14 protein-coding genes are annotated in these 14,039 nt (G+C 55.5%); 4 read left to right on the top strand and 10 right to left on the bottom strand.

The window, feature by feature from the left end:
- Positions 1–154: 154 nt before the first annotated feature.
- Positions 155–526 carry a hypothetical protein gene (locus tag JYJ39_RS12485; protein WP_205204765.1) on the bottom strand — a complete coding sequence of 124 codons (372 nt, stop codon included), beginning with the start codon at positions 524–526 and terminating at the stop codon, positions 155–157.
- A gap of 169 nt (positions 527–695) precedes the next feature.
- Between JYJ39_RS12485 and JYJ39_RS12490 the strand changes: the two genes are divergently transcribed.
- Positions 696–941 carry a helix-turn-helix domain-containing protein gene (locus JYJ39_RS12490; protein ID WP_205204766.1) on the top strand — a complete coding sequence of 82 codons (246 nt, stop codon included), beginning with the start codon at positions 696–698 and terminating at the stop codon, positions 939–941.
- A 194-nt stretch (positions 942–1,135) separates the two neighbouring features.
- On the opposite strand, the gene JYJ39_RS12495 is transcribed toward JYJ39_RS12490, so the two are convergent.
- Positions 1,136–2,833 carry an IS1634 family transposase gene (locus tag JYJ39_RS12495; protein WP_205204767.1) on the bottom strand — a complete coding sequence of 566 codons (1,698 nt, stop codon included), beginning with the start codon at positions 2,831–2,833 and terminating at the stop codon, positions 1,136–1,138.
- Positions 2,834–3,004: 171 nt separating this feature from the next.
- On the opposite strand from JYJ39_RS12495, the gene radC reads away from it, so the two are divergent.
- Positions 3,005–3,514 (top strand): RadC family protein, encoded by a 510-nt coding sequence (radC, locus tag JYJ39_RS12500; RefSeq protein ID WP_205204769.1) that lies wholly within the window; start codon positions 3,005–3,007, stop codon positions 3,512–3,514.
- Between the two features lie 52 nt (positions 3,515–3,566).
- Here radC and JYJ39_RS12505 read toward each other — a convergent pair whose 3' ends face one another.
- From JYJ39_RS12505 to JYJ39_RS12520, 4 genes are read right to left on the bottom strand one after another with little or no spacing between them, the layout of a single operon-like run.
- Positions 3,567–4,766 (bottom strand): DGQHR domain-containing protein, encoded by a 1,200-nt coding sequence (locus JYJ39_RS12505; RefSeq protein WP_205204771.1) that lies wholly within the window; start codon positions 4,764–4,766, stop codon positions 3,567–3,569.
- Entirely contained in the window at positions 4,759–5,385 is a 627-nt protein-coding gene (locus JYJ39_RS12510) for a hypothetical protein (protein ID WP_205204772.1), read from the bottom strand. Before JYJ39_RS12510 ends, JYJ39_RS12505 begins: the two co-directional genes overlap by 8 nt.
- Positions 5,376–6,311: a DNA adenine methylase gene (locus tag JYJ39_RS12515; protein WP_205204773.1), complete on the bottom strand. Its 936-nt coding sequence runs from the start codon at positions 6,309–6,311 to the stop codon at positions 5,376–5,378. Before JYJ39_RS12515 ends, JYJ39_RS12510 begins: the two co-directional genes overlap by 10 nt.
- Positions 6,283–6,600, bottom strand: coding sequence for a helix-turn-helix domain-containing protein (locus JYJ39_RS12520; RefSeq protein WP_430622478.1), 318 nt, complete (start codon positions 6,598–6,600; stop codon positions 6,283–6,285). The genes JYJ39_RS12515 and JYJ39_RS12520 overlap by 29 nt, the downstream gene beginning before the upstream one ends.
- A 241-nt stretch (positions 6,601–6,841) precedes the next feature.
- Here JYJ39_RS12520 and JYJ39_RS12525 point away from each other — a divergent pair, with 241 nt between their 5' ends.
- Entirely contained in the window at positions 6,842–7,189 is a 348-nt protein-coding gene (locus tag JYJ39_RS12525; RefSeq protein WP_205204774.1) for a DUF2958 domain-containing protein, read from the top strand.
- 322 nt (positions 7,190–7,511) lie between these two features.
- The gene (locus JYJ39_RS12530) at positions 7,512–7,949 is read left to right on the top strand and encodes a DUF7011 domain-containing protein (protein ID WP_430622479.1); all 438 of its coding nucleotides are present in this window, start codon (positions 7,512–7,514) and stop codon (positions 7,947–7,949) included.
- 22 nt (positions 7,950–7,971) lie between these two features.
- On the opposite strand, the gene JYJ39_RS12535 is transcribed toward JYJ39_RS12530, so the two are convergent.
- The 4 genes from JYJ39_RS12535 to JYJ39_RS12550 form a co-directional block, all read right to left on the bottom strand.
- Positions 7,972–11,265, bottom strand: coding sequence for a type I restriction endonuclease subunit R (locus tag JYJ39_RS12535; protein WP_205204775.1), 3,294 nt, complete (start codon positions 11,263–11,265; stop codon positions 7,972–7,974).
- 18 nt (positions 11,266–11,283) lie between these two features.
- Positions 11,284–12,195: an Abi family protein gene (locus tag JYJ39_RS12540; RefSeq protein ID WP_205204776.1), complete on the bottom strand. Its 912-nt coding sequence runs from the start codon at positions 12,193–12,195 to the stop codon at positions 11,284–11,286.
- A gap of 202 nt (positions 12,196–12,397) precedes the next feature.
- Positions 12,398–12,895, bottom strand: coding sequence for a DUF4411 family protein (locus JYJ39_RS12545; protein ID WP_205204777.1), 498 nt, complete (start codon positions 12,893–12,895; stop codon positions 12,398–12,400).
- Positions 12,892–14,034: an ImmA/IrrE family metallo-endopeptidase gene (locus JYJ39_RS12550; RefSeq protein WP_205204782.1), complete on the bottom strand. Its 1,143-nt coding sequence runs from the start codon at positions 14,032–14,034 to the stop codon at positions 12,892–12,894. The genes JYJ39_RS12545 and JYJ39_RS12550 overlap by 4 nt, the downstream gene beginning before the upstream one ends.
- Positions 14,035–14,039 lie beyond the last annotated feature (5 nt).

Below are 14,039 nucleotides of genomic sequence, written 5' to 3' on the forward strand. Positions count from 1 at the left end.
CTGCTGCCTGACTCCGATTAACTCGGAAAGACGGTAGTGGTCGGACGGTTACGAATTATTTAACAAGACGCAAGGAAACGTTCCTTCTGGCACAAAGAGAGCCAGCACCTGGCGTCAGTGGCCGAACTGCTGAAGTAACGAACTCCCCTACACCTTAGATATGCAGATTACGGCGTACGACTTCGGTGGCAAAGAACGTTTGTGCTGGGTTAGAGGGGGCAAAAAAGTCTTGAGCCTCGTCCCAAACTTTGTATGTCGGTTTTAACGCTTGTAACCTATCAAGCGACTTCTCTATCGTCTTGATGGTTCTCAGGAGGCTACTACGTGCACTGCGTCTGACTACAGAATCAGGACCGATGTAGTTCTCGCAGATGATCTCGGTGCCAGGGTTCGCCGCTGAAAAGGCCGTAGCAACGGCAGAAAACTCATCTGCCAGTCGTAGTTCCGCCTGATATAGGCAATCCTCTTTCTCGGCCAAAGCAGCGAGCTCAGCCAGTCGCAGGGAGATATTTAGATCCTCTGTCATTGCCACTTCCTCTGAGACACGTGTAATGCATCGGAAGACACAATCTCAACGTTTGGTTTTGCAAGATCTTGGCACACAGCGATGACTGAAGACTGGCTAGACGAAATAGTCGATTTTGGACTATTCGAATCTGGACTGCAACCTTCCGGCATTCCTCTCTGGTGTGCCGATGGAAAAATCCATTCATTCTTTCGAATACGAGCGTTTCCTAGCTTTGCTACGTGAAACTCGCTTGCACAGTGGACAGACCCAAGAGGACCTCGCAAATAAGCTGAATGCGACCCAGTCATTCGTCAGCAAATGTGAACGCGGGGAACGCCGACTCGATCTTGTGGAACTTGCGGCATGGTGCTCTGCGCTCAATGTATCGCTTGCATCATTTGTCGAGCGTTTTGAGAAGCGATCCGCGAAGTAGCGTTGTCGTTAAAACGGCAATTGCTGTTTTAACGACAATGAACAGCAATGCGTAGTGGATGACCTACCGGCCTCTTCCGTGGCTGTAAGTGTTGGGATACATCCCAATTCGGGGTTTGACATTAGTCCCCCCCGAGTTCGACAGTTAAACGCGTAAGTTATTGTTTCTTTTGAGCCACAGTTCAAAAACGTGTACTACAAAAGGGAAAATTGCTGTGGTTGCGTCGGTTTTTTCAATTTCAAAGCGGCAAAGACGCGGTCCTGTGTTTCGGAGAGGCGAGAAATGCCAGTGACTGGCCGTTCGGCCTGATTGATGCGAATCTGATGATGCTGAAGCTTCTGCAATTCTGCCAGCGCCCGCTCCGGCGACAGTTGCGCATCGGCGCTTCTCAGTCGCTGTCGCATGACGCGGTAGAGAATCAAGGCAATGAAGCAGATGGCAGCGTGCGCCTTGATCCGCCCCGGTAGCCGATGAAACACCGGGCCAATCTCGATTTCCGATTTCAGCACCCGGAAACCGCGTTCGATATCGGCGAGCGACTTGTAACGGTCAACCACGCCCTGCGGCGACAAATCCGGCGTATTGGTCACCAGCAGCAACTTGCCATCCATCAGTTCAGCCAGCGCCAGGGCATCGGGGTCGATTTCGTAGGCAAAGAGCTCACTCTTCAAATCAACGCGGATGATGTTTGCCAGATGGGCCTCCTTGACCGCGTGATACAGCTGCGCCTTGGCGCCGCTGTCAGAGAGCTTTTTGCCACGAGCCTTCACCCCGGCATCCTGCGCATCGAGTTTGCCGACCCACGCGCTCGCCTGGGCTTCCAGTGCTTCAATCCGTTCGCGGCGCAAAGCTTGGGCATCCTTGGCGACGTCTGGGTCGTGGGCAACGACCAGGCGCAATCCGCGCCACGGCAATTCGGCGACGATTTCCTGCTCGGCATCGACGCACTGCGCCTGAAAGGTATCAAGCAGTTCGGCAAATTCGCTATAACGCCGGCCGGGAACGGCCAGCACAAATTCCAGTGGCTCACCGCTTTCCAGGCGGATCTCGGAGAGCGCCTCCAGGTTATCCAGCGACAGCAAGCCCCGATCTGCCACCAGCACCACCCGGCGAATCGAAGGAAAGCGTTCGAGCACCGTCTTCAAGGTCGGCAACAAGGTGGGCGATTCCGCCGTATTGCCAGCAAACACCTCGTGATAAATCGGCAGACCATCGCCCGTTTGCACCACCCCCAGCATCACCTGACGGGCGATGAGGCCTTCCTTGGCCATGCCGAACCGGCGGACATCGCCTTCCTGGTCAGAGGTGCCTTCCGTGCGAATGGTAGTCATGTCGTAGAACACCACCGACAACTCCTGATCGATCAAGGGGCGCAGCAAGTTGGCGACCACAGCATCGACCTCGGTTTGATGATCGACCAGGGCATCCATGCTGCGCAGCAGATGCTGATGGGTGATCGATTCCATCTCAACGCCCGGCATCGCCACCGTGTCCAGCCAGCGCAAGACACCGAGTTTCGACTCGGGATCGCACAGGCGATTGAACACCATCACCCGAATCAGCGCTTCGATATCGATGCTGTGCCGGGTCTTCTTGAACACGCGGCGCAGCTCGCCAAAGCCCAGCGAGTCCAACAGTTCGTTGAGTGCCCAGACGTTACCGAGCGCACGGGCCGACTCGAACTCGACTGCGGGCAATGGCGCATTCAGGAAATCCGGCCGACCGGTGACCTTGAGCAGGCCGGAGATGACGGAATCCAGGCTGTCGGTCAGTTGATCCAGGCGCCCGAGCGTAACCAAGGTGCGATGCTTGGCCTTGCCGGCGTCGTCGCGGAAAGCTTCGACAAGCTGGAGATATTGGCGCGGACCGGAGCGGGTGATCTTGAGGAACATGCCAAGACTTTACCAGCCAGGCAAGGCTTGTCAAATATAGCAGCAAAAACAAGATACGTGCCACTACACGACTTTTTGGAAAATCGCCTTGAAACCCGCATGGCTGCGTGGACAACTTCGCCAAAATGGCCGTTTTTGGGCTCAAACTGTCGAACTCGGGGGAGCACGATCATGTCGCAACTGTCCTTTTCCTCGTTCGATGACGCTTTGCTGGTGCGTGACGCCCAAGGGCGCTACATGCCGGCATCGGTGGATCAAATTCTTGAAGCAGCACGCCAGGCCATCGAGCTGAAGATGCAGCGTGGTGCTGAGTTCACTTCCCCGGCGCGGGCCAAAGAGTTCCTGCGCAACAAGCTGGCAGGTTTCGAGCATGAGGTCTTTGCGGTGCTGTTTCTGGATACGCGCCACCGGCTGATCGAGTACCGGGAGATGTTCCACGGCACCATCGACAGTGCATCGGTGTATCCGCGTGAAGTGGTCAAGGAAACCCTGCGGCTCAATGCGGCGGCGGTCATCCTCTCACACAACCATCCGAGCGGGAATCCTGAGCCGTCGCAGGCCGACAAGGCGCTGACGCAGCGACTCAAGGAAGCGCTGGGGCTGGTAGAGGTGCGCGTGCTGGATCATGTCATCGTGGCTGGTGCAAACACGGTGTCGTTTGCAGAGCATGGCTTGTTATGACACACGGGGGCTATTGCCCCCATTTTCTAATGCGGAGAAGGACATTCATGACTTACACGTCCAGCATATCTTCGAGCGATATTTCCCCACGCAACATCTTTAAGAACGTGGCTTGCCCACCACTCCCTGGTGCGAAATTTCGGGTTGTGAAGTCGTCGTCTTTCAACTCGATGTGATCCAGCTTTTTATAAAATTCATTCACGGACGGAATCAGTCCATAGTTTCCTTGCACAAGTGCTGGATACGCATCTTCTCGCAAATAAATCATAAATGCCTTAAAAGCGTTTGATCGAGGAAGAAGGTTACCAACGCGATCAGTTGCATTCCATGAGTCTGGCCACTTTTTTTCAACTGCTTTAAAGTAGTTGTAAATTATTTCGGTAATATCAATCTCTTTTCCATCAATAAATAAATTCCTAAATGGAAATTTTTGCAAATCAGATCCAACGACGTGTCTTATTCTCTTTCCTGCCAAGAGATCATTTCTATCTTGAACAGGGTTGGGTGAAATGAATTTAACCAAAGATTCAACAAAGGATGCTTGTGTCAAGGGCTCTTTTTTTCGACCTGGCGTAGCTGTTCCTAGCCGCTTAATTCTTTGATATAACGGACTGCTTGGCTCCTTGTCCAATGCCACCGCTACGTTGTGGCATGTCTTATGAGGACTTGATGTTTTTGCCAGTTCCGTCAGGTCATACACAAGGCTCTTATTAACTTTTGTTTGCGCAAGATTTACGGTTGCAAATATATTGGCCTGCTCGGAGACATCCGCCCCGATAAATATTGCAACATTAATATCAAAATCTCGCTGACCGTAATCAAAGCACCAGTTATTGTTCTCATCCATGAAGGCAGCAATGCGGTGTTGGCCATCTATAACTTTTGCAATTCTAGCGTAAGGTATTGAATCTGCCTCATCAGAGGCATCGGCTTGATACTCTTTAAGAACCAATGTGCCGATGCCATTCCCATCTGAGTCATATTCGGCACACTTCTCATCCACAGCAAGGATGACCGATGTTGGAAATGTCGAATCCTCCCCTTCGATATATTGCTTTATTTCCTTAATTCTCTTGGGGCTGACAGGGCGCTGGATACCAAGATATTTCTCAAGATCACGCTGGTCTTTGGCCAGCCGCCTTACATCCGAGAAGGATATGTCTACTAGGTCTTGCGCCCTTATTGATGCGATATAAAAATCGCCAATTGGCTGGCGGACTTTCAGGACTGTAAGCTTTAACTCTTTACTCATCACCAGACTCCCGAGCACGCAACCTTGCAGAAAAATCGCTCACTATATTTTTTTCAGAGCTTCTATTCTCCGATACAAAATCACCTCTCCATGCTCCATCAAGGAGCGTGAGATACCAGCAGTACAAAGAGAAGATGTAGATCGGCAATGATAAACCACTTAAGTAATAGCCGAGGAATGAGTTGTGGAAGTCACTCGACCCTGCCTTTATCTGCCCGAAGGCAATCGCGGTCAATATCATGATGACGATGGAAATCAACGCCACCAACCCATAGCCCTTGAATAGCCTTCTAACGCTTTGTACGATTTTTTCGCCAAATTGAGTTTCTGACGATTCTTGGTACTTCTCAAAAATCATATAGAAAATAGGCGTAAGAAATGTGGCGGTGTACACAAATAGTTCTGAAACTGTGATGGACTCTTTTAGCTTCAACAGAAGCTTTACTCCCACACCCGAGGTTCCATCTGGTATTGGTGACAGAAATACAGCGACGATGACAGGAAGGCTTGTCAAAATCCAAAGCGTAGAGAATTTCTTTAATGCTGTCTTATGAGCATTCAGAGGAAAATGCACCAGGCATTGGATTAGAGGCAGGTGGCCGATGGTCTTTAGTAGCATTTGATGACAACCTCCTCATACCTGCCCCGAGCGGAGGACTTCCCGGCGATGATGCTGGCTCTATTTAACGTGGAGATCTCGCCTAGGTTTTCATATAGGCGTTTTATGCTGTCATGGCAAGCGTTAGTCACAAGCACTTTTGCCCCTCGCGATACAGCAAGCTCGACTGCATCACGAAGTCGAACCTGGTCTTCCCAGGAAAATATACTCTCGTTGTACTTTAGAAAACCGTTGTAGTTATGTTTGACTGTATAAGGAGGATCTATAAAAACGAAATCCCCCTGTCCCGCCTTTTCAAGAGCAATTTCAAAGTCACCAGAAAAAAGCTCTACATTTTTTAAGCACAAAGCGATTTTCTCAAAATCATCAGTCGACAGAACTACATTCTGCTTCGTTCCTATTGGGACGTTGAATTCACCTTTTTTATTTACCCTGTATAAGCCATTCCAACAGGTTCTGTTTAGGTAAATAAACTGCGCCGCTCGTGTTTCTGGCGTGCGCAACCGCTTTAGGCGAATTTGATAATAATATTCTGAAGAGTGATTTTTGTGATGCACTCGAAGTAAATCTGCAACTTTCTTCCAGTCGCTTTTTATTGCCTCATAAACTTCTATGAGTTTTTCGTTTTTATCGCAGAGAATAGCGGAACTTGGAAGTAGGCTAAAAAAAACTGCACCACTACCCACAAAAGGCTCAATATATCTTTCGTGCTCTATATTTAGAAGGTGTGAGTGCTTTTCGACCAGCCACCTTTTTCCTCCTGCCCATTTCAGAAAAGGCGAGGTTTCTTGATAGTGGCCATTCGCGCGCAGCGGGGCGGGGATGCTTTTTGTTTCGCAAAAACCGTCCTCCAACGAGACCCCTTCGATCGTTGCAGCGGCAGCGCACTGGAATGGGTTATTTTCCCTTGATTGCCTCAAGCCCATTTTCTGTTTCCTTCATCAGTTCAGAAGCGCTGCATCCCAATGCTCTAGCAATTCTCAAAATAATCGCCAGAGTGGGCATATGCTCTCCTCGTTCAATCTTCCCCATATGTGAGCGCTCAATTCCTGCACGATTTGCCAAAGTTTCTTGCGCAACACCCTGTGCAGTCCTGATAGAACGTACTGCGGCGCCAAACGCTTGTGCCGGCTCCGCTTCAAAGGTTGTCGCGCCCGTCGGTCGGCCACGCTGGATGGATCGCTTCTGCATATGCAGAAGTTTCAGTTTGTACAAAATTTAAAACCACGTTATATTTAACTCATTCATCCAATCTCACCTGTTTTTGTGCCTTTACTGAAAGCCGCATCGGCGGCTTTCTTCAAAAGCGGAGAGCCTGATCCGTGTCTTTCCTGACTTCCGTGCATGTGCCTTCGTGCTTCTACGTCTCTGCGGATACGTGGGATTGCGCATTGGTGCTTTCGTTGGAAGGCTTGAAAGCGTCTCTGCTGCTCCGCAAGTCCTTGGACGTACAGCCATGACTCCGCTCATCACCGCCGACGAGCGCACGCGCCTGATGGCCAACGGCCAGGCCCGCGCTGCCGGGCAGGACACCGACCCGCTGCCCGTGGTACGCCTGTTCACGCCAGATGCGCATGCCACTTGGCTGCTGGCTTCGCTCGATCCAGCCGATGGCGATACTGCCCACGGCCTGATCGACTTGGGGATTGGCATGCCTGCACTGGGAACGGTGAAGCTGTCCGACCTGGCCGCCATCGTCGGGCCGCGCCAGCAGCCCGTGATGCGGGATCGCTACTTCCAGCCGGTGCGGCGGCTGTCTGAATACCTGCGACTGGCCGAAGACAACGGTTCGATCACCGATTGAGGGCCACCGTGAAGCGGTGGCGCACTGTGTCTATTTCGGTCTGGTCTGTGACCCGTTCGGTCTGAATCGGCAGTGTTGCACCGAAGCGGTGCGTGCCAGATCGAAACGGTCATGATGCCTGGCGCGGGCTGCGGCAAGCTGACCGACGCGGCATGCCATTGGAGTGCGTTGCCGCCGTCGCACTCGGACGATTTCAGCAATGCATCGGAGTTCATCGGTCTTGACACTTCCAGTTTACGCTTCACCCATGACGTTTTGACGATGGCCTCGTAGCACGCCGTTTCGCCGTGGCGACGCACCCCCAGCACAGGGAGGTTGCCTCATGGCCGATCGCAGTGCCGAGCAGTGGTATGCCACAGCGGCCTATCTCTACGTTCTGCATCTGGATAGCCCGGCGCTGGCCTGGGAGTACCTGCGCCGTCATCCAGACTATCGGCACGACTGGCTGCGCCGTCGTCGCCAACCGGATGCTGCCGGGCATTGGGGGCTGCGCCTGCTGGAAGATCCCGCTCTGGATGCGCGGGACGCGCACCCGGCCTGGTTCCCCGATCACGATGCCGTGGTGCAGCTCTACCCGGATGCCGATCCGCCGCCCGATGCGCTGTGCTTTGATTTCTGGAAGCTGCCGGGCCACAAACACCTTATCCATGACGGCAAGCGCCTGGTGCTGGTGGCGCGCTGGCACGGCTGCTGCTTGCGTTTCGTGCTCGCGCCAGGCCCGGATAACTGTGCCAGTCCTTGCCACTTGAAAAATGCTTGATTTTCCGGTGACCATTGCTTGGTCAGTGGTACACCGGCGCACCCCCACCCAGGCCAGCGCTGTAAATATGTGCAAACACGGCACCCGCCTTGATGTTGATTTCATCCGGATCGTAGGCGCTGGCTGGCAGGTGGGCGTACAAGTGCTTGATGATCTCTGCCTTCATTTGCGCCTGCACAGTCGCCATGCTGCGCAAGCGTTCCAGCGCAAAACGCTGATCGGCCAACTTGCCCAGTAAGTCCTTGGCGACTTTCTTGATCGCTTCACGATCACCCTTGGTGAGTGAATCTTTCTGAAGCAGATCAAACACGGCCAGTTCGGTTTCGCTATCAAGCCCTTCGCGCAGGTAGCGCTTTTCCTCTTGGCTGCAATCGTCATTGAAGGCGAACAGGTCGTCCATTACCTTCTGAATTTCAGCCGCATCCTTGTCCTTGTTGTATTCCTGAACGATTTCCTGATAGCGCTCATAAAGGTCCACGCGTGTGGGGTTGCGCGCCACCATTGCAGCCAGGCGTTCCTCGATCTTCTCCATCAAGTTCATCGCCACGACATTCTTGAAGGGCGACTTCTCGAATTCGGCACGCAGGCGAGAAAAGTCGATATTGGAAAGATCATACCGTGCTGTAGGTTCGCGGACTGACGGAGTGTCGGTCGCCACCGCCACATCCACCACGTCGTACAAATCCTGCAGCAAACTGCTGACGTCGGGTGATACACGTGCATCCTGCATCTTGTTGTAGATGGCTGTGACAGCACTCTCCACAGCATCGAAATCGAAAAGGCCCGGGTGGGGAAACAGGCCACGATGGCGGGCTTGCACATCCTCAACGATCACCTGATAAGTCTTGCGGCGCTCGTCGCTTTCGCAGAGAAGGTTCACCGCCACCAAGATCTGCTTTTGTTTGTCGAAGCCTTTGGCATTGACCAGTTCGTCAACATCAAAACCCAGATCCATCAGGAACTCCGTCGCAGCCTTGAGGCTATCGGCATATTCCGCCAGAGCCTCCGCATCGTCCCGCACCGTATCCTGCTCGGCCTCTCCCTTGCCCGTGCCAGCGCGATCACCCTGCGCAAAAGTGGCCAGTGCCCGTCGCAGGCTTTTGATCATGCCGTTGTAATCGATGATCAGTCCATGCTTTTTGCCACCGCCAACCCGATTGACGCGGGCAATGGCCTGCATCAGAGTGTGGCCCTGCATCGGCTTGTCCAGATACAGAGTGGCCAGGCATTTCACGTCGAAGCCGGTCAACCACATCGCACAAACAATCGCGATGCGGAACGGGTTGTCCGCCTTCTTGAATTCCTTCTCCAGGTCGCGTTTGACCATCTTTTCGCGGTGCGGCGTGATGTCCAGTGGCTCATCACGGAAATTCTTCCACTTGGCAAACTCCGCGACCTCGCCCTGCTCCTGTGACACCACCACACAGCATTCGGTGGCTTTCATCCACTCCACGTGCTCCCGTCGCTGCTTGAGGAGTCCGGTAGGTGCTTTGCCCTTTGCTGCGAACAAAGCTTCTTCGGCCGCCACCGCCGTTTCTAACTGGGCGGCTTTCTCCTGCCACTTGGCCACAATCAGATCGTGCATCTTCACGCAGGTGATCTTGTCCAGGCACACCATCAAGGCCTTGCCACCCCCGTTTTCGACCACGCGCCAGCGCTGGTGAAAGTGGTCAACAAAGTCTTGCGCCACCTTGTCCAGTCGCGTGGGTGAGGTCAGGATGGGGTAATCACGTGCCAATTCCCGGTAGAGCTTTTCCTCTTTTTCGTCAGTCCACGGATCATCCAGCGTGGCCGCCTGCTTTGCCGCTTCGATGTGCTGCGCGATGCGTTCACTCACCTTGGGATCGATGATCTTCAGCTTTTCGCCAGCGTTCTCATAGAACAAGGGCAGCGTCGCACCATCGGCCACCGCACGCTGGAAATCGTAGATCGAGACATAGTCACCGAATACCTCCCGGGTCAGTTGCTTCTCGCCGGCGTCGATCAACGGGGTGCCCGTGAAGCCCAGGAACTTGGCGTTTGGCAGTCCTTTGCGCATATTCAGCGCCAGCCGTCCATACTGCGTCCGGTGTGCCTCGTCGCTGATGACGATGATGTCATCACGGTCGGAATAAGCCTCCGTGACGCGCTCCCGATATTTTTGGATCAGACCGAACACATAGCGGCGGTTCTGGTCACGCAACATTGAGCGCAGCGCAGCGCCGTTCTTGGCCTGATCGGTCTTGCTATTGGCGCGCCCACAGTTGGTATAGGTCGATGCAATCTGATCATCCAGCTCGGTTCGGTCGGTGATGACCACGAACGACCAAGATGCCGACAGTTTGCGATGGATTTTTTCGGTCAAAAACACCATCGAATACGACTTGCCCGAACCCTGGGTATGCCAGAACACGCCCAACTGGCCGGCAGCCACCTCTGCTTGCACCTTGGGGTCGGAGGAAGTCAGCCGATCGAGCACGCGATTCACCCCGAGGTACTGGTGGTTGCGTGCCACGATCTTGTGCGTGCTGCCCTCAGAGGCATCAAACAGGATGAAGTTCTCGACGATATCCAGCAGACGCTGCCGATGCAGCATGCCCTGCAAAAGAATCGGCAGCAGGGGCTGGTCCTTGCCGGGTTCCGGATCGTCCTCGTCGAGTCGCTTCCAGCGATAGAAATGCTCCTTGCTGGAGGTCAACGAGCCGTACTGGGCGTCGTGTCCGTTGGAAATGATGACCAGCGCGTTCCAGTGAAACAAATGCGGGATGGTGTCCAGGTAATCGGCGTAGTTCTTCTTGTATGCGCTGTCGATGTGCACCTCGAACCGCTTGAGCTCGATGAACACAAGGGGCAAGCCGTTGACGAAGCCGATCACATCCGGGCGGCGCAGCCACAATTTGCCGCGTACCCACAACTCGCGCACCGCCAGGTAGCGATTGTTCTTGGGCTCATCAAAATCGATCAAGCGCAAGCGTTTGTCGACCAGCCGACCCGCAGCATCGCGGTATTTCACCGGCACCCCATCGCGCAACAGCTTGTACTTTTCCTCGTTTTGCGCGATCAACGATTTGGTGATGTCATCCTGAACCACCAGCGCCAAAGCGTCCTGATAGGCCGCATCGGGCAAGCCCGGGTTCAAGCGCTTGAGTGCTGCCAGCACATCCCGGGTGAGTACAACTTCCGCATCTGATTCACGGCCCAGCAGACTGTCTGGCCCCCATCCACCTTGGGCACCTTCATCCTGCGCAAACACGCTCTCCCAGCCGAGCTGCTGTGCCAGCAGTTCTGCCGTGGGTGCCTGAATCAACAGGTCTTCGGAATAATCCTTCTTGGCCATCGGTCCCCCTGATTCTTGTTATGGCGTGCCTGTCTTTGGGTCCTGCCAGATGGGCAGGTTTTGCCAGTTGGCGGGAAAATCCATGGCCACCACCGGCACACTGTGCCGGGTGATCAGGTCTTTCAGACGAGTGCGCCAATGATGCTGTGGCGCGATCACATCCATGCAATGCAGCAGGATGACCAGCGCGTTATACAGCTTGCGCGAACCACCATGGAACTGTGCCGCCAAACCGGCTGGCTTGTTGCGCGGCAGCAGCGGTGTGATGGTGAACTCGCGGTTCCACAAACGGCTGTGATGCGCACAGGTATTGCGCACCAGTGAGAGGTGCCGCAGCCAGGATTCGAGCACCTTCTCGTCCACGCCATAGGCCCCTGCGATGGCGCGGCGCGTGGGCATGGGTTTGAGATTGTTGTACCAGCGTGAGAGCAAGCCCAGCGACATCACCTCACACACGGCCCACACCGGCGGCAGACTTTCCGAGTAGGTGTTCTGCAAGTGCTTGATGAAGGCATCGTCAGAGCGGCCCACCTCGTCGCTCAGCTTGTCGAGATTGGTCTGCCACAGATGCGGCTTGAAGGCCAGTGTGACATCCAGGTGGGCATGTGGGCCATGCTGGTGTGCCAATTGATAAGCCCACTGGCTGCGTACCGACACTTCCACGCGCTCGATGGCGTCCAGCACCAACAGGCGCAGCTCCCGGTCGAACACGTAGAGGTTCAACACCTGCGCAAAGTGGGTGCCGGGCTTGAACGTGTGTGTGGTGTGGTCGGCTTCGAAGGGTAGCCAGTAGGCCCCAAGCCGGTAGTAGTTGAGGTGCTGCAGGTAGAACTCGGCGGCGACCGGATCGTCGATGACCATACCACGCTGCTGAAGCAGCGCCACTTGTTGGGCGTGGGTGGTGGCAGGCTTGGCGAAGGGGCGCTTCATCGTGCGCATCCCAACCCGCAGTGCGCTGCTGATTTCGGGCGCACAAAAAAGTAACCCGCCGGTTTGAGGATACGCTCGCGCGCATAGCCTTGGCGGGTTTTGTTAGGCCGAAGTATACGCGCAATGCGCGCGTTTTGGCAACCCGACCGGCTGGCAGCGGGTACAGGGTCGGGGGCAAAGGGGGCGGTATGTAGGGCTTCGATCACGGCTGTCCGCCTCCCAGAACGAACTTGGCTTTTTCCACGCGCAGCATCTCGTAAGGCGTCATGAAGCGCAGCCCCAGCCCGATGCATACATTGGGAATCTTGATGCGCTTGACCGAATTCGCGGCCACCTCGTGGGTGACCACGATATGCCCGCCTGCCAGCGCATGCGCCACCAGGTAGAAATCAGCCACCTGCAAAAAGGTGTTGATGGCCGCAGGCTCGTACTGCTGCCCAGTCACCCAGGTGCTCACCTTGCCAAACTGGGCGGCCACGGCGGCATCCGTTTTGCGGAACAGGCCATTGCCGTGGTCGTGTACCCATTGGGTCAGCTCGTCCGCACCGGCGGCGATCTCATCGGCCACCTTGTCGATGCTGAACACGCGCCCGTCGGCGTGGCCGTCGATCAACCACTGCCAGAACGCCGGGCAGAAATCCAGACCGTAGTGCAGGTTCTTTGCCTGGATGAAGACGTTGGCGTCCAGCAAATAGCTCATGCCATCACCCCCAGCTCGCGCGCCGCTTCATAGAAGGTGGCGGTTTTGCGCACGCCCAGCATGCGGAAAGCATCCTGGAACAGGGTCTGCCCCTCCAGTGTGCTGGTCACAATCGCGCGGGCAAAACGCTTGCTGGTGCGTGCGCTCAAGGTGCGGTAGAAGTCGCCACCGCCGGTACCGTGCCGCTCCAGAGCACGCAGGCGGGCATGTTCATCGCGGTAGTGCTGCCACAGCCGGGCCTGATCCAGAAATCCGGCATCGAACAAGCGCCGCAGGGCCACCAAGGTGCTGACCTTGAATTCCCGTGCCAGCCGCTGGATTTCATCCGGCACAGGCGTGCCGGGTTGGTAGGCCACACGCAGCGCCTCCAGCGGCATCAGCAATTCCGCCGCCACCTGGTTGCACCAGCGCTCAATGCCCTGCTCAGGAACCTGGCCCACTTCAGAATCCGATACGCCAGTCGCGCCCAGCCACAGATGGGCCAGCTCATGCGCCAGGGTGAACATTTGCGCGGCCTTGCTGTCCGCGCCGTTCAAGAACACCAGCGGGGCCAGATCATCGGCCAGCGCGAAGCCGCGAAACTCCCCCACATCCAGCTTGCGGTGGCTGTTGCTGCCCACGATGCCACTGGCCATCACCATTACCCCGGCCTCTTCGGCTTTGGCGATCAACTGCCGCAGCGCGTCCGTCCAGGTGGGCAACTGGCGGCGCTCTTCAGTGGAAAGCATCAGCGCCGCGCGCATACGCTCGGCCACGGCCTGCGGCGCTTCGTTCACCTGCGCACTACCAACAAACTCCAGACGGGAAAGGCCGTGCACACGGGCATAGTCGCGGTACCAGTCTTGCCGCTGCTGGCACAGATACAACGTGTCCAGCAGCGCACTGCTCGGCTCGCGCAGTTCCTCATCGCGCAGGGTTCGAAAATCAGGCACCGGCAAAGCCAGCGCGGGCGGCGCGGGCAGAAAAAAATAGCCGATGGCGGTGTGGGTCAGGCGCGCGAAGTCTTCCAGTTGCTTGAGCGTGGGCTGGGCCTCACCGGTCAACCACAGGGGCCACTTGCGAAAGCGCGCCGACAAATCTTCGTCGTGCAGCCGTGCGCGCTGTGCGGCCCAGCGCAGTACCGGGATGGAGGCTGCCACCGTGG

Origin of the sequence: Azonexus hydrophilus, assembly GCF_905120355.1 — a bacterium.
Lineage (GTDB): Bacteria > Pseudomonadota > Gammaproteobacteria > Burkholderiales > Rhodocyclaceae > Azonexus.

Coding starts and splice junctions, on each gene's coding strand:
- JYJ39_RS12485 (WP_205204765.1), bottom strand. CDS start 526: ATGACAGAGGATCTAAATATCTCCCTGCGACTGGCTGAGCTCGCTGCT.
- JYJ39_RS12490 (WP_205204766.1), top strand. CDS start 696: ATGGAAAAATCCATTCATTCTTTCGAATACGAGCGTTTCCTAGCTTTG.
- JYJ39_RS12495 (WP_205204767.1), bottom strand. CDS start 2,833: ATGTTCCTCAAGATCACCCGCTCCGGTCCGCGCCAATATCTCCAGCTT.
- radC (WP_205204769.1), top strand. CDS start 3,005: ATGTCGCAACTGTCCTTTTCCTCGTTCGATGACGCTTTGCTGGTGCGT.
- JYJ39_RS12505 (WP_205204771.1), bottom strand. CDS start 4,766: ATGAGTAAAGAGTTAAAGCTTACAGTCCTGAAAGTCCGCCAGCCAATT.
- JYJ39_RS12510 (WP_205204772.1), bottom strand. CDS start 5,385: ATGCTACTAAAGACCATCGGCCACCTGCCTCTAATCCAATGCCTGGTG.
- JYJ39_RS12515 (WP_205204773.1), bottom strand. CDS start 6,311: ATGGGCTTGAGGCAATCAAGGGAAAATAACCCATTCCAGTGCGCTGCC.
- JYJ39_RS12525 (WP_205204774.1), top strand. CDS start 6,842: ATGACTCCGCTCATCACCGCCGACGAGCGCACGCGCCTGATGGCCAAC.
- JYJ39_RS12530 (WP_430622479.1), top strand. CDS start 7,512: ATGGCCGATCGCAGTGCCGAGCAGTGGTATGCCACAGCGGCCTATCTC.
- JYJ39_RS12535 (WP_205204775.1), bottom strand. CDS start 11,265: ATGGCCAAGAAGGATTATTCCGAAGACCTGTTGATTCAGGCACCCACG.
- JYJ39_RS12540 (WP_205204776.1), bottom strand. CDS start 12,195: ATGAAGCGCCCCTTCGCCAAGCCTGCCACCACCCACGCCCAACAAGTG.
- JYJ39_RS12545 (WP_205204777.1), bottom strand. CDS start 12,895: ATGAGCTATTTGCTGGACGCCAACGTCTTCATCCAGGCAAAGAACCTG.